The following is an 18,456-nucleotide window of genomic DNA, read 5'->3' as shown; positions in this document are numbered from 1 at the left end:
TGAATTCACTTTCTTTTTCCTCGACAAACCACTCGCAACCAAGCAGGTGCCAAGGTGACATCACAATTCAAGGTTTCCAACCTGACCAAGACCTTCGGGTCCAACACCATTGTCGATCAACTCGACCTCGACATCCAGGACGGTGAATTTCTCGTCCTACTCGGCCCCAGCGGTTGCGGGAAGACGACCACCCTACGATGCATCGCCGGTCTCGAGACACCCGAGGGCGGGTCGATCACGTTCAAGGACAACACCGTCTTCGATGCGTCGACCCGCATCAACGTTCCGGCATACAAGCGCAACATCGGCATGGTCTTCCAGTCCTACGCGCTGTGGCCCAACATGACAGTGCGAGAAAACATCCGGTACCCCTTGAAGGTTCGACGGATGAAGAGCGCCATCGCCGCCGGACAGGTCGAGACCGCCGCAGACATGGTCGATTGCGGAGCCCTGCTCGACCGGTATCCGTCCCAGCTCAGCGGTGGACAGCAACAGCGAGTCGCCGTGGCCCGCGGCCTGGTCGCCCGACCCGACCTGGTGCTGTTCGACGAGCCCCTGAGCAATCTCGACGCACGGCTGCGCGATCAGGTGCGGTCCCAGATTCATCAACTACACCAACGACTGGGCTTCACTGCCGTATTCGTCACCCACGATCAGGCCGAGGCGTTTGCGCTCGGTGACCGACTCGCCATCATGAAGGCGGGCAAGATCGAACAGTACGACACCCCGGAGCGGGTCTACCAGACCCCTTCCTCCGACTATGTCGCCGCATTCATCGGGATGGCGAACCGGCTCGAACTCGTCCGCAGGCACGAGGGGTGGACCACGCGAGCGGGGGCTCCCGTCGATCTCGACGCGGCGGGCGTCCAGGGCGACTACATCAGCGGCGATACGGCTGTGGGACGACTCCGGCCCGAAGACCTCGCACTTCATCATTCACTCGACGAGGTCCGTGCGGGTGACGTCGGCTTCGTCGGCGAACTCGTCACCTCCGAGTACGGAGGCCGCTATTTCGACGTGACGGTCGATGCCGGAGGCGAGCAGTTGTTCGTCCGCGCAGACGCGGAACGACACGGACGCTGGTTGCGTGCTGCAACCATCGGATCTCCTCTGGTGGTGAGCTTCTCGCCCACCAAGTTGCGAGTGTTTCCGCTTCCGGACGGTCACGTGGATCTCCAGGTTCCCGTGCTCGCCCAGGCCGCCCGATCGGAGGCGTGATGGCTACGGTTGCGGTGAGTCGCGGCGCACGTCCGTTCGTCGTCAGTACGGTGTGGCGTACCCGACTCGGGTACGGCGCACTGCTGGCGGTTCTGGCGTATCTCGTCGTGCTCCCGCTCTTCCGGTTACAGTCGCTGGCGTTCGAGGACGGCGCACGCGGTTTCGAAGCCCAGTACGGCCGGTACGATATCGGCCAGACCATCCGAACAACGATTGCCCTCGCTCTCTCGTCACTGGCTATCGCAATGGTATTGGGGACGATACTTGCGTTCGCGGCGAGCCGGCTGCCACGTCGGCTGAGCTTTCTCAAAATCGTCCCCATCCTGCCCATCGTGATGCCCGCGGTAGCCAATGTGGTCGGGTGGGCATTCCTTCTCTCGCCCGGACCCGGGTATTTGAACGCACTCCTGCGCAAGCTCCCCTGGTGGAACCACGTGGACTCCGGACCCGTCGACATCTACAGCACACCGTGGATCATCATTCTCACGGGTTTCGGACTCACCTCCTTCGTCTACCTCTTCGTCAGCGCGGGAATGCAGAACATCAGTTCCGAGCACCTCGAGGCAGCACAGATCAGCGGTTCGTCGACACTCGGGGTGTTCTTTCGTGTAGTGCTCCCGCTGCTTCGCCCCTCCCTGGTGTACGGCGGTGGAATCGCGCTGCTTCTCGGATTGGGCCAGTTCACCGGACCACTCCTGCTGGGACAGAACACCGGCGTGAAGGTCCTCACCACCGAAATGTATCGGCGGGTGTCCGAGTCGCCGGCGGACTTCGCCGCCGCAGCCGCGGCGGGTTCTCCGCTCGTCATCTTCGGCGTCGTCGTCGTGCTGGCGCAGAAGATGCTTCTCGGCAATCAGTCACGCTTCGTCACGCACGGCGGAAAAGCGTTCGCACCCGACACCGGACGCTCGGCGTGGGCCGCCGTGTGCATCTCCGCGTATGCGATGCTCGCGCTCGTCGTTCCGCTGATCGGACTCGCCATCGTGGCCGTGTCTCCCTACTGGTCGGAGACACTGTCCTGGAATCTCTTCACACTCGACAACTTCCGGGCGCTGTTCCGGACGGCGAGCATCGTCGACTCCGTGTACACGAGTCTCCTCACCTCCGTGGTGGCGGTCGCCGTCTGCGTGCCGATCGGTTACCTCACCGCCACGCTGCTCGTGCGAGGCCGCAAACACAGAGTGCTGGGAACCATCGGTGACATCATCACTGCTCTACCCCTGGGCATTCCAGCGGTGATCTTCGGCGTCGGGTTCCTGCTCACGTACACCCAGCCTCCGCTGATCCTCTACGGGACCAAGGCTGTCATCATCCTCGTCTACATCGTGCTGATGGTGCCCTTCTCCACCCGGATGCAAATGACGGCGATGCTGTCGCTAGGCGAGACCTATGCCGAGGCGTCGGCAACGAGCGGCGCGAGCCCGTTCGTCACCAATGTGCGGGTGATTCTGCCGCTGATGAGGCCGACCGTGCTCAGTTCCGTCGCCCTGATGTTCATCCTGCTGACCCACGAGTTCGCCGCCTCACTGCTCGTCCGTGCCGCCACGACACAGGTGATGGGGACGCTGCTGTTCGACCTGTGGGAGAACGGCTCCTACCCGCTCGTGGCCGCGATGGCTCTTCTCATGACCGCGGTGACCAGCATCGGTGTAGTGGTCGCGATGCTCGTCGGTGGCCGAAACGTGTTGAGCAACCTCTGATGTCGACCTTCCCTGCCCGAGCCGAACAAGTGACAAGGAGTCCAGATGACTGTCGGCCCTGACCGACTTCGCGACAAGGTCGTCCTACTGACGGGTGCGACCGGTGGTATCGGCGCGGAGATCGTCCGAAGGCTCGCCGAAGAGGGCGCTCACGTCGTCCTGACTGATCTCGAGAAGTCGGGCTGCCAGGACTTGCTCGATACGCTCACCCAGCCCGAGCGACATACAGCGCTCGCCCTCGACGTCTCCTCCGAGGAACAGTGGGAAGACGTCGTGGCAGCAACCGAGAGCACGTTCGGCGCGCTGCACGCCTTGGTCAACAACGCTGCCATCGGCAGCGTCGCCACGGTCGACGAGGAAACCCGATCACAGTGGGATCGGGTGATCGGGGTCGGCCAGACCGGCACGTGGCTGGGTATGAAACACGCCGGCCCGCTGATCGAGCGGAGCGGCGGCGGTTCGATCGTGAACATGTGCTCGATACTGGGAACGGTGGGCGGCCTGGGCAACAGCGTTGCCTATGCAGCCGCCAAAGGGGCAGTCCGCACGATGACCAAGAACGCTGCCCTGCACTGGGCGAAAGCGAGGGTGCGCGTCAACTCTCTGCACCCGGGATTCATCGGGACGCCCCCACTACTCGAGCGCTGGGAGGGCAGCGAGCGTCACCGCGAGATGCTGGCCGGCACCCCGATGGGTCGACTCGGGCGGGGTGAGGAGATCGCGGCCGTCGTCGCCTTCCTGGCCGGCGACGACTCCACCTTCGTCACCGGCTCGGAGATCTACGCCGACGGTGGGTGGACGGCGGCCTGAGCTACGCAGAACGAACATGGCCTCCGCGTGATGCGGAGGCCATGTTCGTCTGGGAGCATCAGCGTAGGCAGCACAGCGTCTTTCCCACGGTCCGGCCCTGCAGCATCGCGACGATGGCGTCCGGCGCCGACCCGAGGCCGTCGAACACGGTTTCCTCGACAACGAGGCGACCGTCGCGGAGGTAGCTTCCCACCTCGGCCCGCATGTCGCCGAGCAGATGGTCGTAGGCTCCAGCCCGGAAACCCTGCACCGTCAGGTTCTTCGCGACGATCTGAAAGAGATTGCCCGGACTCGGTGCCGCCGTGTCCGCGTCATAGGAGGCGACGGCGCCCGCCATGGCCACGCGGCCGCCCGTCCGGAGGTGATACAGGGCGGCCTCGAGATGCGCTCCACCCACGTTGTCGAAATACAGGTCGATGCCGTCCGGTGCCGCGCACCCGAGTGCTTCCACCAGGTCCGGGCTGTGGTAGTCGAATGCTGCATCGAGTTTCAGTTCGTCCAGCAGGAACCTGACCTTCTCACCGGAACCTGTGCTGCCGACCACGTAGTGACCTCGGAGCTTCGCAATCTGCGCGGCGAGGCTGCCGACCGCACCCGCGGCCGACGAGATCCACACGACGTCTCCGCTCGTGAGTCCACCGATGCACTGCAATCCCACGTACGCCGTGAGCCCGGAACTGCCCAGCGCTCCGAGATAGGATTGCGGCGGGTGCACGCTCGTGTCGAGGCGTGTCACTCCGCCTGCCCCGGCCAAGGTTTCGCTGCCCTGCCGGACCACCGCGAACTCGCGAAAACCCTTGATGTGCAGAACCGTGTCGCCCTTCTCGAAGCCGGGGTCACGGGACTCGAGTACCTCGCCGACAGCCAACCCGGTCAGTGTCTCCCCGATGCGGAACGGTGGGAGGTAGCCCGCGGGACCCGTGGGGCCGAGACGCATCCTGACAGACGGGTCGATCGACAACCACGAGTTGCGCACGAGAATGTCACCGGGCGTCAGTTCTTCGGGAACCGTCACCATGTCGAGGCGGAAGTCCGACGGCCGGACCTTCCCCTGGGGATGGCGCGCCAGTTTCAACTCGTGACTCTGCATTGGGAATCCTTCCGCACTCAGACGACGGAGAAGACGTCGCGGTCGTCTCGTCTTCGGACCGTTAGCCGGCCACGATCGACCAACATGTCGAGGTGGGCGAGGGTCTCACAGGTGGCGATCATTTGATTGAACGGGTCGAGAGTGGAGAACGGCCTCTCGCGACGGGTCCACGTGACCGCGTCTGCGACGGCAATCGCGGTCGCGGGCCCGAGCGAGACCAGCGCGTCGCGCATGGATATGAAACGCCGGTCATGATGTGCGAGAAGTTCTTCGACGCGCAGGTGCACGCTCGGCGTCGGATCTCCGTGCGCCGGGAGCAGTTGCGAGTCGGGGCGTTCGAGCAGACGGGTCAGCGACTCGAGGTAGCGCCCCAACGGCAGATCCCAGTCGCCGAGTTCGAAGCCGATCGACGGTGTGATCGTGGGCAGGACGTGGTCGCCACTGAAGAGCACCTCTTGCTCTTCGTCGTGAAATACCATGTGCCCCTTCGTGTGACCGGGCGTGTGCACCACATCGAGTGTGCGCCGTCCGATCCGGACCGGACCTGCGGTGAGCCAGTGGTCGGGCTGTTCCCAGTCCGAGGGGTGGAACGGCTCCGCAGCGGTCAGAACCTCGACCGTGTCCGCCAGGAGAGTGGCACCGGCGCGGCGGAGTTCGTGTAGCGAATCCGTCGGCACGTTACTGCCGAGTGCACTGACGGCTGCCAATCCGTCAGCCTCGGCGATCCCGAGGTGGACGCGGGAGCCGTGTCGGCGGCGGAGTTCGATCGCGAACGTGTAGTGATCGCGGTGCACGTGGGTGACATAGATGTCGTGAATCTGCTCGGTGCTGCGCCCGATCCGAAGCAGGGCGCGCTCCATCTCGTCGAAGGTCGTGCCGACTCGCCAGCCACCGTCGATGAGGGCAAGCCCGTCCTCGGTCTCGAGGGCATAGATGTTCACTGCCCCGAGGCCGTCTCCAGGCATCTGGAGGGGCACTCGATGCACACCGGGCGCCACCTCGTAGCAGCCCGGTTCCATCCAGTGCGCCCTCATGATTGACCGCTGTCCACTTCGACCATCGTTTTCTCCTCCCCCATGACGAGGATGCGTTTTCCACGCATCTGGCCGACGTTGTCCACTGCGGCTTGCCATTCCGGGCTGGCGAGCGCGGCATCGAGGTCCTCACGGGAGTCGAAGCTCAGAATCGAGACGCCGTCCCATTCCCGGGACCGGTCGTCCATGGCGTCGAGCACCTCGGTGTGCTGCCAGCGCCGCAGGCCCGGCAGCGGGTAGGTCACGTCGGCATGTTCACCGCGCCACCACTCGATGAACTGCTCATGACTCCAGTCGTGCGGACGCGCGGCCAAGACGATCAAGTTGTACATCATCACTCCATAACTGACCTGAATTTAGTTCAAATATCGAGAGTAAGAAAAACCACCCCTCCGCAGACGCCCGCGTTACGCGCGGACGATGCGCAGGGTGGCGTCGCGAACGTGCTGGTTGAGCTGGTCCAGGGTCATGTCCCCGCCGGGGCGATACCACCGCCACACACTGACGACGAGTCCGAGAATCAGCCGGGCAATCAGACGTGGATCGGCGTCGGCGAAGACTCCGGCGCCGATCCCCTTCGCAATGAGGAGAGACCACGCCTCTTCGATCGAGTTCACCAGCGCACGTGAGGTCTGGCGCTCGGCTTCTTCCTTCTCGGATTGGCGGGGAGTGGCGAGCAGATCCATGTGACTCTGGAGGATGCGACGCTGCAAGGCGTCCCGGGGGGTCGCTTCCAGCGCACTGGTGACGGCGGCACCCAACGCCTCCACCGGGTCGTCGACGCCCTCGATCGCGGCCGTGAATCGCTCGAGGGACTCCGCCAGTTCGAGACGCATGATGGTCAGCAGGCAGTGACCCTTCGACTCGAAATAGTGATAGAGCGCCGTCTGGCCGATACCGACCTCGTCGGCAATCGACGCCCACTTCGTGTGCTCGAAGCCGACCTCCCCGAAGCGTTCGATCGCGGCCGTCAGAATGAGCCCACGCTTCGAACGCGGACCATCGCGGAGCGTCATAGCTTCTACGGACACGGGTCCCCCATCCATCTGTTTTTCGGGTCGGCACCTCAGAGACTACCTGAACTGAGGTGAAGTCGGGTCAATATGAGTGGCTGTCGGCACCCGCGAGCAGGCGTGTTGCAAGGTCCACCGCATCCGGCCGAGACAGCTTCCCCACCCGATTCTGCGGCAGATCGTCGATCGTGAAGACGAACTCCGGCCACTTGAACTTCGGGAACTCGACGTCTCCGAGGTGCGCAGTCACCTCATCTAGGGTAACCGGTGCACCCGTGCTCACGACCAAAGCCGCGGCACGTTCACCGAGTAGCTCGTCCGGAACCGGGACCACACACACCTGGGACACGGTCGGGATGCGCGCGATCGCGGCCTCGACCTCGTTGATATCGATGTTGCGGCCCCCGCGGATGATGATCTGCTTCTGACGCCCCATCACCCGGATGGTGCCGTCTTCGGCGACTTCGACGAGGTCGCCGGTGGGCAGGAATCCGTCCGCGGTGAGTTCGGGGGGCGCAGGAACCCCAGACCGTGCATAACCGACGAAGAGGGAGGGACCCTTGACCTGGGCATCGCCCACGCGGCCCGGTGGCAGAGGAGCGCCGTGTGCGTCGACCGCCCGGACGACGGTCCCGGGGAAGGGACGACCGTCCCGCCCCAGGCGGACGTCCGGTTCGTCCGCGGGCAGCGGGGTCGTGTGCCCGAGACACTCGGACATACCGAACACACGCAGGAACGTGGTGCCGAGAGTCTGCTCGGCGCGCCCGAGCGCGCCGGCGTCCATGGGACCGCCGCCGACGGTCATTGCGCGCAGCGACGTCAGCGCTCCCGCAGCGTCCGGCGCGACGGCCAGCTGAAGCGCCATGGTCGGGACGAGCATCGTCCACGCGACCCGGTGTTCCCGGACGATCTGGAGGGCTGTCGCAGGCTTCCAGCCGTCCATGCAGACCATCGGCGCGGCCAGCACGGCGGGGAGATAGAGCCCGAAGCAGAAAGCGGCTACCGACGACAGTGGCACGAACGCCGCGACAGGATCTCCGGGTTCGAGACCGACCGCCTCGATCGTGCACCGGCAGGCGTACCGGATTGCAGATTCGGACTGCACCACGCACTTGGGATGTCCGGTCGACCCGGACGTCATCGCGATCGCGATCCCGCCGTTCCACCGCTCGATGTCGCTGACCGGTGATCGCGACCAGCGCATCACCCAGCCTGCCGTCGCGACCGCCTCCTCGCAGAACCGGTCCTCCGGTACACCCCACTGCGAGAGCGATTGCCGGTCGGCGATCACCACGTCGGGTGCGATGTCGTCCAAGGCCACAGCGAACTCCGACGGGGTGGCGTGTCGACTGAACACCGCGATCAGACCGCCGCGCAGTCCGACGGCGATGGCCGCGGCGAGTGTGCGCCACGTGTTGTCAGCCTGCACCAGCACCGTCGGTGAGCCACCCGTCGCGGCGTCCAGCTGGGCGGCGAGCCCGGTTGCCGCCGCGACAACCTCCGCCACCGTGTGTTCCCCCGTCGCATCGACGACTGCGATGTCATCCGGAGAATTCGCTGCGCGAGCAACGAATTCGCGTGCCAGCTCCCACATTCCGCCGACCTTTCATTGAAGTGAACTAGTTTCATTATTGACTACAACGCGCACCGCATCCAGCTTTTCGTCCGTTACGGGATCACGACGGCCCTCCCGGTGATCTCGCCGCGCCGCAACTTCGAATACACGTCGAGAACGTCGTCCAACGGGTACGCGGTCGCCTCGACGGCCAGCAAGCCTCGGTTCGCAAGGTCGACCACGGCCTCGAGGTCTGCGCGCGTTCCCCAGAACGGCGCAGTCACCTGCCACCCCGTCGCGAGTCCCACGTCTTTGCCCACCGTGAGCCGGCCGCCGGCGCTGCCGACGGTGACCAGTCGGCCGCCGGGGGCGAGCAACTGCGCCGCCGATTCCATCGTGTCCGGCGCTCCCACGAAATCGAAGACCACATCAGCGCAGTGACGCCGGGCGACACCGGGCCGAGAGGCCGCAACCTCCGCGATGTCCGACACCGCAATGTCCGCCCCCAGTCGACGCGCGAGGTCGCGCGAACTCTCACGCGGATCGACCGCGATGATCGTTCCCGCGCCGAGCGCGCGAAGAACCTGGACCGCGATATGGCCCAGTCCCCCGACACCGACCACCACGGACACGGAGTCGGCGTCGACGAGATCCCGGTTGGTACGGATTGCGTGATACGCCGTCAGGGCGGCATCGGCCAGTGGGGCGGCACTCTCGGGGGCGAGCCCGTAGGTGCGTACCAGGCACCGCTCCGATGGAACGATCATGGTGTCGGCCAGGCCACCGTCGTAGCCGATGCCGTTGCCGATCGCGGCGAGACGACCGTCCTCGCGTGGGCCCAATTCGAAGCAATAGTTCTCGCGGCCTCGGCGGCAGTTGCGGCACTGCCCGCACGACCAGACACCATGGACCACGACGGACTCACCGATCCAGGACTTGTCGGCCTCCGGGCCCGCAGCGACGACGGTTCCCGCCACCTCGTGCCCGAGCGTGAACGGGAGGGGATAGTCGAATACTCCTGCGGGTGCGTCCATCACGTGCAGATCGGATCTGCACAGCCCGGCGGCGGTGACCCGGAGGAGCAGCTGATTCCCCTGAGGTTCGGGAACCGGGACGCGCACAACCCGCGCACCGTCACCCCAGCTGGTCAGGCGCACTGCGCGCATCGTCGGAACTTCCATGGGTGTCACCTTTGCCTACCGGGCGGTCCAGCCGCCATCGACCACCAGAGTCTGGCCTGTGACGTAGGACGACGCGTCCGATGCCAGGAAGAGCACGGCGCCGTCCACTTCGCCGGGGCGTCCGCCGCGGGCGAGCATCGTGTTGCGGCGCACCCAGTCCGCCGAGCGCTGGTTGCTGAATAATCCATCGGTCATTTCCGTGTCGAACCAGCCCGGCACGATGGCGTTCACGCGAATGCCACGTCTACCCCACTGCCCGGCGAGCTCACGGGTCAGCCCGAGCACGCCGGCTTTCGATGCCGCATAGCTCGCACCGCCAATGGGTGCCGTCGAGACGAGCCCGACGACGGAGGAGATATTGATGATCGATGCTGCCTCGCCCGCCGGTGTGGCCGAGGCGACGCACGTGGCGAGATGAAATCCCGCGGCCAGATTGACGTCGAGAATCGAGGAGAACTCCTCCGGGCTCTCGTCCTCGGCGTTCGGTCTGCCGGGTCTGCCCGCGTTGTTGACGAGGACGTCGATCCGCCCGGCCCGCGCGAGTGCCCGATCCACGAGCGAGCGCCGGTCCGAGTCCACGGTGATGTCGCACTCGACGGGGACGACCCCGTCGACCTCGCCTGCCAGCGCCGCGAGACGCTCGACACGGCGGGCGGCCGCGAAGACCGTCGCCCCCGCCGACGCCAGTGTCCGCGCGAATCCCATTCCCAGGCCGGACGACGCACCTGTGACGACGGCGACGCGACCGCTCAGCTGGAACAGCTCGGGTACCTGCATGTGGTTGGCTCCTACTCGTGTTCGTGGCACGCGCGCGTCAGTAGACGGCGGTGCGCCCGCCGTCGACCGGGATGACGGCCCCCGTGGTGTAACCGGCACGGTCACCCGCCAGATGCACGACGAGACCGGCGATTTCGTCCGGGTTCCCCAGGCGCCCGGCCGGGAGTCGGTCGATGATCTTGCCGACGAACTCGTCGTCCCAGTCCGCCGCCATGTCGGTCGCGAATCCGCCCGGCATGATGCAGTTCACCCGTACCCGGGGCGCGTATTCCTGAGCGAAGGCCATCGTCAGCGCGTTGAGGCCGTTCTTCGATGCCGCGTACATCGCCTCCGGCGGGCTGGGCCGCAGTGCGCCGATGCTCGAGATGTTGATGATCGAACCGCCTCCGGCCGCGCTCATCCTGGCGCCGGCCACCGCCATGAGCCGGAACGGGCCCTTGAGGTTGACCTCGATCGTCTTGTCGAAGAGCGACTCGGAGACCGATTCGAGATTCGGCGACAGCGGCGCGATGCCGGCGTTGTTGACAACGATGTCGAGGCTTCCGAACTGCGTGAGAATCTGGTCGACGGCGAGTTCGATCGCGTCCCACTTCCCGACGTGCAGTGCGAGCGGTTCGGCGATGCCACCGGTGTCCCTCGTGATCGCGAGGGCCGCGGAGATGCACGCGTCCTCCTTGCGGCTCGACACGATCACGGTGGCCCCCGCGGCCGCCAGCCCGCTCGCGATGGCGTATCCGAGCCCACGGGTGGCCCCCGTGACGAGAGCGACCTTGCCTGTCAGTTCTCGCGTTGCGTTCATGCGTACTTCTTCAGTTCGAGGCGCGCAATGGTGCGCAGATGGACTTCGTTGGGGCCGTCGGCGATCTGCAGTGCCCGGGTGATCGCATACAGCCGGGCCAGGATCGTGTCGTCACTCACCCCTGCCGCGCCGTAGGTCTGGACGGCGTGGTCGACCACTCGATGAGCGACCTCCATGGCCGCAACCTTGATCGCGGCGACTTCCGAGCGGGCGGCGGCGTTGCCACGGGTGTCCATCAGCCACGACGACTGGAGAACCAGCAGCCGGATCTGGTCGATCTCCATCCGGCTGCGCGCGATCCACTCCCGTACCACACCGCGATCGGCGAGCGGTGCACCGAAGGCATTGCGCTGCAGAGCTCGTCGGCACATCAGCTCGAGGGCGCGCTCGGCCATGCCGATCGCGCGCATCGCGTAGTGCATGCGCCCCGGCCCCAGCCTGCCCTGCGCGATCGCGAAACCGTCGCCCTCGGCGCCGAGCATGTGATCGGCAGGTACCCGGACGTCCGTGAACTGGACCTCGCCGTGACCGAGCCGGTCGCGGTACCCGAACATAGGCAGATCGCGGAGGACCTCGATACCGGGAGAATCCGCGGGCACCAGGATCATGCTCTGCTGCCGGTACGTCGGAGCGTCGGGATCGGACTTTCCCATGAAGATGACGAGCTTGCAGTCGGGGTCGAGAATGCCTGAGGTGTACCACTTCCGGCCGTTCAGGACGTACTCGTCGCCGTCCCGGCGGATGGTCGACGTGATATTGGTGGCGTCCGAGCTCGCCACATCCGGTTCCGTCATCGCGAACGCCGACCGGATCGTGCAGTCGAGAAGCGGCGCGAGCCACCGGGACTGCTGCTGCTCGGTGCCGAACATGGCGAGGATCTCCATGTTGCCGGTGTCGGGTGCCGAACAGTTGATGGCCTCGTTGCCGATCACCGAGCGCCCGACCAGCTCGGCGAGCGGGGCGTACTCGAGGTTGGTGAGACCGGCCCCCCACTCGCCGTGCGTCATGAAGAGATTCCACAATCCGAGCTCGCGCGCCTTCGCCTGCAGGTCCAGCATGACCTTGGGCTGCTCGTGTGGGTTGTCGTTCGACTTGATCTGCTCGTCGTACACGGCCTCGGCCGGATAGACGTGCTCTTCCATGAAGGTCCGCAGCTGCTCGAGCAGTCGCTCGGTGCGCGCGGAGTATTCGAAGTCCACGTGAGGTCCTCTCTGTTCCGTCATCGCGTCACGCGATGATCGGAGGTTGATCAGGCAAGTAGCGCGGTTCCGCTGCGGATGAGCTGCGAGATGGTGTCGGGCAGCCGTTCCTGGTCGGGGTCGTGGTGGCGGCCCTCACGGTGCCGGCGCAGGTTGTGGCCCATAATCGCCGCCATCTTCAGACGGCCGAGCGCGTTGAACCAGTTCATGTCCGGCAGTGCCGGGTGGTCCCCGGTGTAGAGGTCGATCAGTTCGTCCGCGGACGGCAGGTCCGGCACCGCGCGCCCCACGCCGGGAAAGTTCGCACCGTCGGCGAAGACGAGGAACCAGCCCAATTCGACCCGCGGATCGCCCAGGCTCCAGATCTCCCAGTCGATCAACGCCGCCGGCTCGGTGTCACGCGCGATGATGTTGCCGAGCCGGTAGTCGCCGTGCACCAGCGTCGGTGGCAGCGCGTCGGGGAGATCGGCGGCGAGCAGACGCAGCAACTCGTCGCCCCCACTGACGAGCTCGGGGGGAACGGCGTCCAGGGTGCGTTTCCACCGGGCCAGCTCCGCAGCGGGTGACAACGGATCCCCGGCCGCCGGGATCGTGTCGACCGGCACCGCGTGCAGCAGCGGCAGTACCGCGGCCGCACGGCGCATCCGCGCGGCCGCGACGGCCGGTTCGACCGGCGGCGTATCGAGCACCGGCTCGAGTGATTCCCCGGCCACACACTCCATCGCGAACCACGCCGGCCCGCTCTCGTCGACGGCGACGATCCGAGGCACGGGAACCTCTGTCGCACCGAGTGTTTCCATGATCCGCGCCTGACGCACCATGTCGTGCCGCCCGATGGGGCGTTGCCCCTCGGGAACCGCCTTGACCACGAGGTCGCCGTCGCTGGTCGGCACTTTGTACGTCAACCCGGAATGCCCACCGAGAAGTGGCTCGAGTGCGCCGATGTCGAGGCCGGGGCTCTGCTCGCGCAGGCGCTGGGCCACCCGGACGCCGAGCGTGCTGTTCGTGATCATCGGCGCGGCTCCCTCGGCAGACCGAGAACACGCTCGGCGAGGATGTTGCGCTGGATCTCGTCGGTGCCGCCCGCGATCCGGTACCCGGGTGCGCCGAGCACATGCTCCGTCCACGCGAACGTTCCCCACTCGCCCGAGTCGGCAATCAGATCGCGTCCCAGCAACAGCCGGACCACCTCCGACGTGCGCGCCATGGTGTCCGTGGCAAGCAACTTGCCCACCGAAGCCTCGGGGCCGGGGTCCTTGTCGGCGACCACTGCCGCGGCCACCCGCATTCCGGTCACGCGCTGGACATAGCTGCGGGTCACGAGGTCCGCGACCTTGTCACGCTCGATCTCGGTGAGCGGCCGGTCGAGGTGACGGGCGAGTTCGACGGCGTGATCGGCGTTGGCCAGACCCAGGTTCCCGGCATCGAGTCGTTCGGCCGCCAGCACCGTCAAGGCGACCGGCCACCCCTCCCCCACGGGCCCCAACCGGTGGTCGTCCGACAGTTCGACACCGTCGAGATAGACCTCGTTGAAGGAACTGCCCCCGGTCATCTGGCGGATCGGGCGGACGGTGACCCCGGGAGCATCCATCGGGACCAGGAACACCGTGAGGCCTGTGTGTTTGGGCGCTTCGGGGTCGGTACGGCACACCGCCACCCCGACGTCGGCGACGCGGGCGCCGGACGTCCAGACCTTGTGCCCGGTGATCGTCCACCGGCCATTCCGTTCGACTGCCCTCGTCCGGACGGCGGCAAGGTCGGATCCGGCTTCGGTCTCCGAAAAGAGCTGACAGGCAATGATATCGGTCCGGAGCATCGCGCGCACATACCGCTCGCACTGTTCCGGTGTTCCCCACTGGGCGATCGCCGGGGCTACCAGTTGCTGAGTCACCGAGAACATTTCGGTCCGGCGCGGCACGTCGAATGCGTTCTCCTCCCGCCGGAACGCGAGGACGTAGGACATCGGCAGGCCGCGGCCACCGTACTCGGCCGGCCAGTTCATCGAGCCCCAGCCGGCGTCGAACTTCGTCTGCTCGTACGCGCGGATATGGTCGGTCTCGTCCCGCTCCTGCTCCGCTGTCCAATTCTCGAAGACGGCGACCGAGTCGGATCCCACTCCCCATTTGATCTGGGTGCGCGGTTCGGCGACGGTTCTCAGCCATGCCCGCGCTTCATCCACGAACTGGTCCAGGTCGGGCATCGTTGCTTGATTCATGGCTCTTCCTCAGACGGACAGGACGGTGCAGGCGCTGATTCCGGGCGCACCGTAGACATGGGTGAATCCGATGCGCGGGTGTCCGGGAACCTGTCGGGCACCGGCCTCCCCGCGTAACTGCGTGACGATCTCGTGTATCTGCCGGAGGCCGGAGGCGCCGATCGGTTCCCCGTTGGCGATGCATCCGCCGTCGGTGTTGATTGGGATCCGGCCGCCGATCTCCGTCTCGCCTGCCGCGATCAGTTTCTCCTGTTCGCCGTGCTCACAGAATCCGCACTCGGCCATGTGCATGATCTCGGCACCGCTCTCCGTGTCCTGGAGTTGCGCGACGTCCACATCCGAGGGACCGAGTCCGGCCTGCTCGAATGCGGCGGCGGCGGTAGACGTGCTCACGCTGGGTGGGGTTCCCCGGCCCTGTATCGACGGACCGAACACCTCGAAGGAACCGAACCGGCGGGTGCCCGCCGAGATTCCGCGCAAGTACACCGGCCTTCCGCCGAGGCGCCGGGCGGCGGCCTCACTCGCCACGACGACGGCGGCACCCCCCTCGCCGGGAGAGCAGAACATGTATCGCGTCAGCGGGTCGTTGACCATGTCCGCTGCGGCGATTGCCTCAGCGGACATCGGTTCGCGCCGCCAGGCATTCGGGTTCAGCGAGCCGTTGCGGTACGCCTTCTCCGCCACGGCGGCCAGAGTCGGTGCACTGATTGCGTGCTCGCGCATGTACCGCGCGATCTTGATGCCGAAGAACTGGGTGGTGACCATCAGGCCCGCCTCGCCGTAGCCGACGGGCAGACCCCAATCCTCCGGTGCCGGGTCGAAGGCGCCGCGCGGATGTTTGTCGAATCCGACCGCGAGTGCGATGTCGGCGGCACCCGCACGAATCGCGTTGACGGCCGACACCAGCGCGCTACCGCCGGTCGCGCAACCGTTCTTGACGTTGGTGAAGGGTATTCCCGTGAGCCCGAGTTCGGCGACGAGGGTGTCGGCGAGCCCGGAACCGTCACTGCCACCGAATGCGACCTGAACATCGGTCCACCCGATGCCGGCGTCCGTCAACGCGGACGCAATCGCATCCAGCGCCAGCTGTCGACCGCTCTTGCCCGGCTGACGTCCGAACTTCGACAGTCCGGCCCCGATGATCGACACGGTGGACATCAGCGGATCTCCTTCAGATAGGCATCGGTGGCGAACCGGGGCACCGGCGCCGTGGCGATCAAGGTCACCGGCGCCCCGTCGTCCAGCTCGTCGAAGTCGTGGCATTCGAGCACGGCTTCGATCTTGATTCCCTCGGGGAGTTCGACGTAGCCGACGGCGAACGGCGCGAAACCGTTCGCCGGCGGGACATACGGCGGGGATTTCGGGGCGAACCGCTGAACCGTGTACGCCCAGACCGTCCCGCGTGTGCTCAGGGTGAACGGCGACATCGCCGGTCGTGAGCACTGCGAGCACAGGCCGGTGGCCGGGAACGCGACAGTCGAGCAGTGGGAGCACCGGCTCGCGCCGAGCGCAGGCGCGGTATGTGTCTCGCCCATCCTCATTCTCTCCTCGGGATTCGTCGTCGGCGTCGGATCAGCGACCGACCCAGACCGGCTCACGCTTTTCGAGGAAGGCGTTCACGCCTTCTCGGGCGTCCTCGGACTGCAGCGCGTTGCCGACGGCGAGGTGCTCCATCACCATCAGCGACTGGATGTCCGCGTCGAGACCGCGGTCGATGCACATCTTGGTGAGCTTCATCATGAACGGGCTCTTGTCGACGATCGGGGCGATGAACTCGGCGAGAAGCTTGTCGAGGTCTTCGGGCGGTGCCGAGGCGTTGATCAGGTCGAAGGCCTCCGCCTCCTTGCCGGTGAGGAGTTTGCCGGTCAGCATGAGCTCCTTGGTCTTCCGAATGCCGATCATCCGCGGGAGCCGGTAGATCGGGCCTGCCCCACCGAACAACGCGCGGCGGATGTGGAAGTCGCCGATCCGGGCGTCGTCGGCGGCGATGGCGAAGTCGCAGGAGATCATGAGCTCGAAACCGCCTGCGGTGACGAAGCCTTCGAGCACCGCGACGGACGGCGTGTTCATCGAGTACAGGCGGTCGCACACCTTGGCGGACAGTACGGCGACGTCCATCGCGGTGGTGGAGCCGACGTACTTCTCCCGCAGTTCGTCGAGGTCGAAGCCCGAGCAGAAGGTGCCGTCACGTCCACGCAGGACGAGCACCTTGAGGTTGGGGTCGTTGTCGACCTCCACGATGATCTCGTCGAGGCGATGCAGCAGCTCGACGGTGACCGCGTTCTTCTTGTGCGGGCGGTTGAGCCATACGCGGGCGACGTCGCCGTCCTTCTCGAGCACGATGTGGTCGGTGTCCACCATGTCGGTGTCCTTTCGAGGGTTAAAACTGAACTGGATTCACTTCAGTTCTACTGGGTGGGCGAGGGTCCGTCAATAGGGCGGAGCAAGAGGTTTCGATTCAGCCGGGGCAGACGCCCCCGATTCAGAGCCCGACGAGATCCGCGACGCGACTGCGGTGCGCCCGTGAATCACCGAGAAGCGGTTCGTCGCCGAGCGCGCGGCGAACGTAGGAATGCGCGGCATGTTCCCAGGTGAAGCCGACACCGCCATGCAAATGCACGGCCTCGAGAGCGGTGCCGATCGCGGCCTCGGTGCAGATCGCCCCCGCGACCGCGGCCGGGAGCGCCGCGGAGTCCGGGTCTTCCGAGAACACGGCGGCCGCATACCGCGCCGCCGATCGAGCCTTCTCCAACTCGACCAAAGTGTTGGCCAGTCGATGCTTGACGGCCTGGAAGGAGCCGATCGCTCGCCCGAACTGGTGACGCTGCATCGTGTAGCCCGTTGTGCTTTCGAGTAGACGATCGACGATTCCCACATGTTCGCAGGCCAGCCCGATCACTCCCAGGCTGTGCAGTGATGCGGCCGTCCGCACTGCGTCGCCGGGTCCGACGAGACGCACGGCGTCCGCGTCGTCGAAGAGCAGATTCGCCTGCCGCCGACTGGGATCGATGACCGGAAGCTCCGTGCGCCGCACCGGGGCTGTACGCAGATCCACCGCGTAGAGGCCGGGCCCCTCGTCACCGCGCCCGAGTAGCACGACGATATCGGCCGCGCCGCCCTGCACGACGTTGGTCGCGCGGCCGGACACCGACCAGCGACCTCCGGTCCGGGTGGCGTCGACGAAATCGGTCTCCTCGCTCAGAGCTGTCACGGTCGCGACGAGTTCGCCCTGGACGACCCGCCCCAGCAGTTCGTCGACCTGCGGGCACCTGTCGGCGGCGAGTAGGGCGTGCACCCCCAGCGTCGCGGACGTGAGCACGGGTTCGCCGACCAGCGCGCGCCCGCATTCTTCGAGAACGATCCCGAGTTCGACCACGCCGTAACCCAGACCGCCGCGCTCCTCCGGCACCGCCAGCGCGGCGACGTTCATCTCCTTGACGAGAAGCGACCACAACTCGGGTGAATAGCCGATTTCCGACTCGGCGGCGAGACGGCCGGCCTCGAGCGTCGAATGTCGATCCAGCAACTGGCGGACCACCGCCCGGATATCGTCGTGCTCGGCGACGGGCGTCATCGCCGAGGGTTCGGTCTCGGGCCAGGGATGGGAATGGGGGGACGGCATGAAACTCTCCTCAAATTGACGTGAGTTCAGTTTAGTTTCGCCCAAGCCATCGCGGCAAGGACTCTCGACAATCGGCGTCGGGTTGAACTAAGTTCATTTCATGACCGATGCACTCATGATCGAGCGGTACTACGCGATCCTCGACAGCGGCCGGATCGACGACGCAGTTGCCCTGCTCGACGAATCTATCGAGTTCGCCATAGCCCTCCCGGGTACCGTCCGCAGGGGATACAACCGCTCCGA

At 66.0% G+C, this 18,456-nt stretch carries 18 protein-coding genes; 3 read left to right on the top strand and 15 right to left on the bottom strand.

Annotation, left to right across the window (positions count from 1 at the left end; genetic code table 11):
- Positions 1-54 precede the first annotated feature (54 nt).
- The 3 genes from HGB39_RS27375 to HGB39_RS27365 are packed head-to-tail and all read left to right on the top strand — an operon-like array spanning position 55 to position 3,728.
- Entirely contained in the window at positions 55-1,218 is a 1,164-nt protein-coding gene (locus HGB39_RS27375) for an ABC transporter ATP-binding protein (RefSeq protein ID WP_005562142.1), read from the top strand.
- Entirely contained in the window at positions 1,218-2,918 is a 1,701-nt protein-coding gene (locus HGB39_RS27370) for an ABC transporter permease (protein ID WP_037203392.1), read from the top strand. Before HGB39_RS27375 ends, HGB39_RS27370 begins: the two co-directional genes overlap by 1 nt.
- 45 nt (positions 2,919-2,963) lie before the next feature.
- Complete coding sequence (locus HGB39_RS27365) at positions 2,964-3,728, top strand: SDR family NAD(P)-dependent oxidoreductase (protein ID WP_005254922.1); 765 nt, start codon at positions 2,964-2,966, stop codon at positions 3,726-3,728.
- A gap of 58 nt (positions 3,729-3,786) precedes the next feature.
- On the opposite strand, the gene HGB39_RS27360 is transcribed toward HGB39_RS27365, so the two are convergent.
- The 15 genes from HGB39_RS27360 to HGB39_RS27290 all read right to left on the bottom strand — a co-directional run bounded on the left by HGB39_RS27360 (position 3,787) and on the right by HGB39_RS27290 (position 18,213).
- On the bottom strand, positions 3,787-4,818 hold the full coding sequence (locus HGB39_RS27360) for an NADP-dependent oxidoreductase (RefSeq protein WP_005562143.1): 1,032 nt from the start codon (positions 4,816-4,818) through the stop codon (positions 3,787-3,789).
- A 17-nt stretch (positions 4,819-4,835) separates the two neighbouring features.
- Complete coding sequence (locus HGB39_RS27355; RefSeq protein WP_005254927.1) at positions 4,836-5,837, bottom strand: MBL fold metallo-hydrolase; 1,002 nt, start codon at positions 5,835-5,837, stop codon at positions 4,836-4,838.
- Positions 5,838-5,848: 11 nt separating this feature from the next.
- A complete protein-coding gene (locus HGB39_RS27350; protein WP_169693447.1) occupies positions 5,849-6,184 on the bottom strand; it encodes an EthD family reductase in 336 nt (111 codons plus the stop codon).
- A gap of 75 nt (positions 6,185-6,259) precedes the next feature.
- Entirely contained in the window at positions 6,260-6,868 is a 609-nt protein-coding gene (locus HGB39_RS27345) for a TetR/AcrR family transcriptional regulator (RefSeq protein ID WP_005254930.1), read from the bottom strand.
- An 82-nt stretch (positions 6,869-6,950) separates the two neighbouring features.
- Positions 6,951-8,459 carry a class I adenylate-forming enzyme family protein gene (locus tag HGB39_RS27340; RefSeq protein ID WP_005562145.1) on the bottom strand — a complete coding sequence of 503 codons (1,509 nt, stop codon included), beginning with the start codon at positions 8,457-8,459 and terminating at the stop codon, positions 6,951-6,953.
- A gap of 74 nt (positions 8,460-8,533) precedes the next feature.
- A complete protein-coding gene (locus HGB39_RS27335; protein ID WP_043787540.1) occupies positions 8,534-9,601 on the bottom strand; it encodes an NAD(P)-dependent alcohol dehydrogenase in 1,068 nt (355 codons plus the stop codon).
- Between the two features lie 15 nt (positions 9,602-9,616).
- On the bottom strand, positions 9,617-10,378 hold the full coding sequence (locus tag HGB39_RS27330) for an SDR family NAD(P)-dependent oxidoreductase (protein ID WP_005562147.1): 762 nt from the start codon (positions 10,376-10,378) through the stop codon (positions 9,617-9,619).
- Between the two features lie 37 nt (positions 10,379-10,415).
- Positions 10,416-11,177, bottom strand: coding sequence for an SDR family NAD(P)-dependent oxidoreductase (locus HGB39_RS27325; RefSeq protein WP_005254940.1), 762 nt, complete (start codon positions 11,175-11,177; stop codon positions 10,416-10,418).
- A complete protein-coding gene (locus tag HGB39_RS27320) occupies positions 11,174-12,376 on the bottom strand; it encodes an acyl-CoA dehydrogenase family protein (RefSeq protein WP_005254942.1) in 1,203 nt (400 codons plus the stop codon). Before HGB39_RS27320 ends, HGB39_RS27325 begins: the two co-directional genes overlap by 4 nt.
- A gap of 50 nt (positions 12,377-12,426) precedes the next feature.
- The gene (locus HGB39_RS27315; protein WP_005562148.1) at positions 12,427-13,389 is read right to left on the bottom strand and encodes a phosphotransferase family protein; all 963 of its coding nucleotides are present in this window, start codon (positions 13,387-13,389) and stop codon (positions 12,427-12,429) included.
- A complete protein-coding gene (locus tag HGB39_RS27310) occupies positions 13,386-14,591 on the bottom strand; it encodes an acyl-CoA dehydrogenase family protein (RefSeq protein ID WP_231137814.1) in 1,206 nt (401 codons plus the stop codon). The genes HGB39_RS27315 and HGB39_RS27310 overlap by 4 nt, the downstream gene beginning before the upstream one ends.
- A gap of 9 nt (positions 14,592-14,600) precedes the next feature.
- Positions 14,601-15,749: a thiolase family protein gene (locus HGB39_RS27305; RefSeq protein WP_005562149.1), complete on the bottom strand. Its 1,149-nt coding sequence runs from the start codon at positions 15,747-15,749 to the stop codon at positions 14,601-14,603.
- Entirely contained in the window at positions 15,749-16,126 is a 378-nt protein-coding gene (locus HGB39_RS27300) for a Zn-ribbon domain-containing OB-fold protein (protein WP_005254946.1), read from the bottom strand. Before HGB39_RS27300 ends, HGB39_RS27305 begins: the two co-directional genes overlap by 1 nt.
- A 37-nt stretch (positions 16,127-16,163) precedes the next feature.
- A complete protein-coding gene (locus tag HGB39_RS27295; protein ID WP_005254947.1) occupies positions 16,164-16,952 on the bottom strand; it encodes an enoyl-CoA hydratase/isomerase family protein in 789 nt (262 codons plus the stop codon).
- A 121-nt stretch (positions 16,953-17,073) separates the two neighbouring features.
- Positions 17,074-18,213 (bottom strand): acyl-CoA dehydrogenase family protein, encoded by a 1,140-nt coding sequence (locus HGB39_RS27290; protein WP_168442964.1) that lies wholly within the window; start codon positions 18,211-18,213, stop codon positions 17,074-17,076.
- Positions 18,214-18,456: the final 243 nt, after the last annotated feature.

Source organism: Rhodococcus opacus, from assembly GCF_012396235.1.
Taxonomy (GTDB): domain Bacteria; phylum Actinomycetota; class Actinomycetes; order Mycobacteriales; family Mycobacteriaceae; genus Rhodococcus_F; species Rhodococcus_F opacus.
Note: the sequence above shows the minus strand (reverse complement) of the source record. Positions and strands in the feature narration are given on the sequence as shown.

Excerpts from the sequence above, each read along its gene's own strand:
- HGB39_RS27370 (WP_037203392.1), top strand. The coding sequence starts at position 1,218 with ATGGCTACGGTTGCGGTGAGTCGCGGCGCACGTCCGTTCGTCGTCAGT.
- HGB39_RS27365 (WP_005254922.1), top strand. The coding sequence starts at position 2,964 with ATGACTGTCGGCCCTGACCGACTTCGCGACAAGGTCGTCCTACTGACG.
- HGB39_RS27360 (WP_005562143.1), bottom strand. The coding sequence starts at position 4,818 with ATGCAGAGTCACGAGTTGAAACTGGCGCGCCATCCCCAGGGGAAGGTC.
- HGB39_RS27355 (WP_005254927.1), bottom strand. The coding sequence starts at position 5,837 with ATGGAACCGGGCTGCTACGAGGTGGCGCCCGGTGTGCATCGAGTGCCC.
- HGB39_RS27350 (WP_169693447.1), bottom strand. The coding sequence starts at position 6,184 with ATGTACAACTTGATCGTCTTGGCCGCGCGTCCGCACGACTGGAGTCAT.
- HGB39_RS27345 (WP_005254930.1), bottom strand. The coding sequence starts at position 6,868 with ATGACGCTCCGCGATGGTCCGCGTTCGAAGCGTGGGCTCATTCTGACG.
- HGB39_RS27340 (WP_005562145.1), bottom strand. The coding sequence starts at position 8,459 with ATGTGGGAGCTGGCACGCGAATTCGTTGCTCGCGCAGCGAATTCTCCG.
- HGB39_RS27335 (WP_043787540.1), bottom strand. The coding sequence starts at position 9,601 with ATGGAAGTTCCGACGATGCGCGCAGTGCGCCTGACCAGCTGGGGTGAC.
- HGB39_RS27330 (WP_005562147.1), bottom strand. The coding sequence starts at position 10,378 with ATGCAGGTACCCGAGCTGTTCCAGCTGAGCGGTCGCGTCGCCGTCGTC.
- HGB39_RS27325 (WP_005254940.1), bottom strand. The coding sequence starts at position 11,177 with ATGAACGCAACGCGAGAACTGACAGGCAAGGTCGCTCTCGTCACGGGG.
- HGB39_RS27315 (WP_005562148.1), bottom strand. The coding sequence starts at position 13,389 with ATGATCACGAACAGCACGCTCGGCGTCCGGGTGGCCCAGCGCCTGCGC.
- HGB39_RS27310 (WP_231137814.1), bottom strand. The coding sequence starts at position 14,591 with ATGAATCAAGCAACGATGCCCGACCTGGACCAGTTCGTGGATGAAGCG.
- HGB39_RS27305 (WP_005562149.1), bottom strand. The coding sequence starts at position 15,749 with ATGTCCACCGTGTCGATCATCGGGGCCGGACTGTCGAAGTTCGGACGT.
- HGB39_RS27300 (WP_005254946.1), bottom strand. The coding sequence starts at position 16,126 with ATGGGCGAGACACATACCGCGCCTGCGCTCGGCGCGAGCCGGTGCTCC.
- HGB39_RS27295 (WP_005254947.1), bottom strand. The coding sequence starts at position 16,952 with ATGGTGGACACCGACCACATCGTGCTCGAGAAGGACGGCGACGTCGCC.
- HGB39_RS27290 (WP_168442964.1), bottom strand. The coding sequence starts at position 18,213 with ATGCCGTCCCCCCATTCCCATCCCTGGCCCGAGACCGAACCCTCGGCG.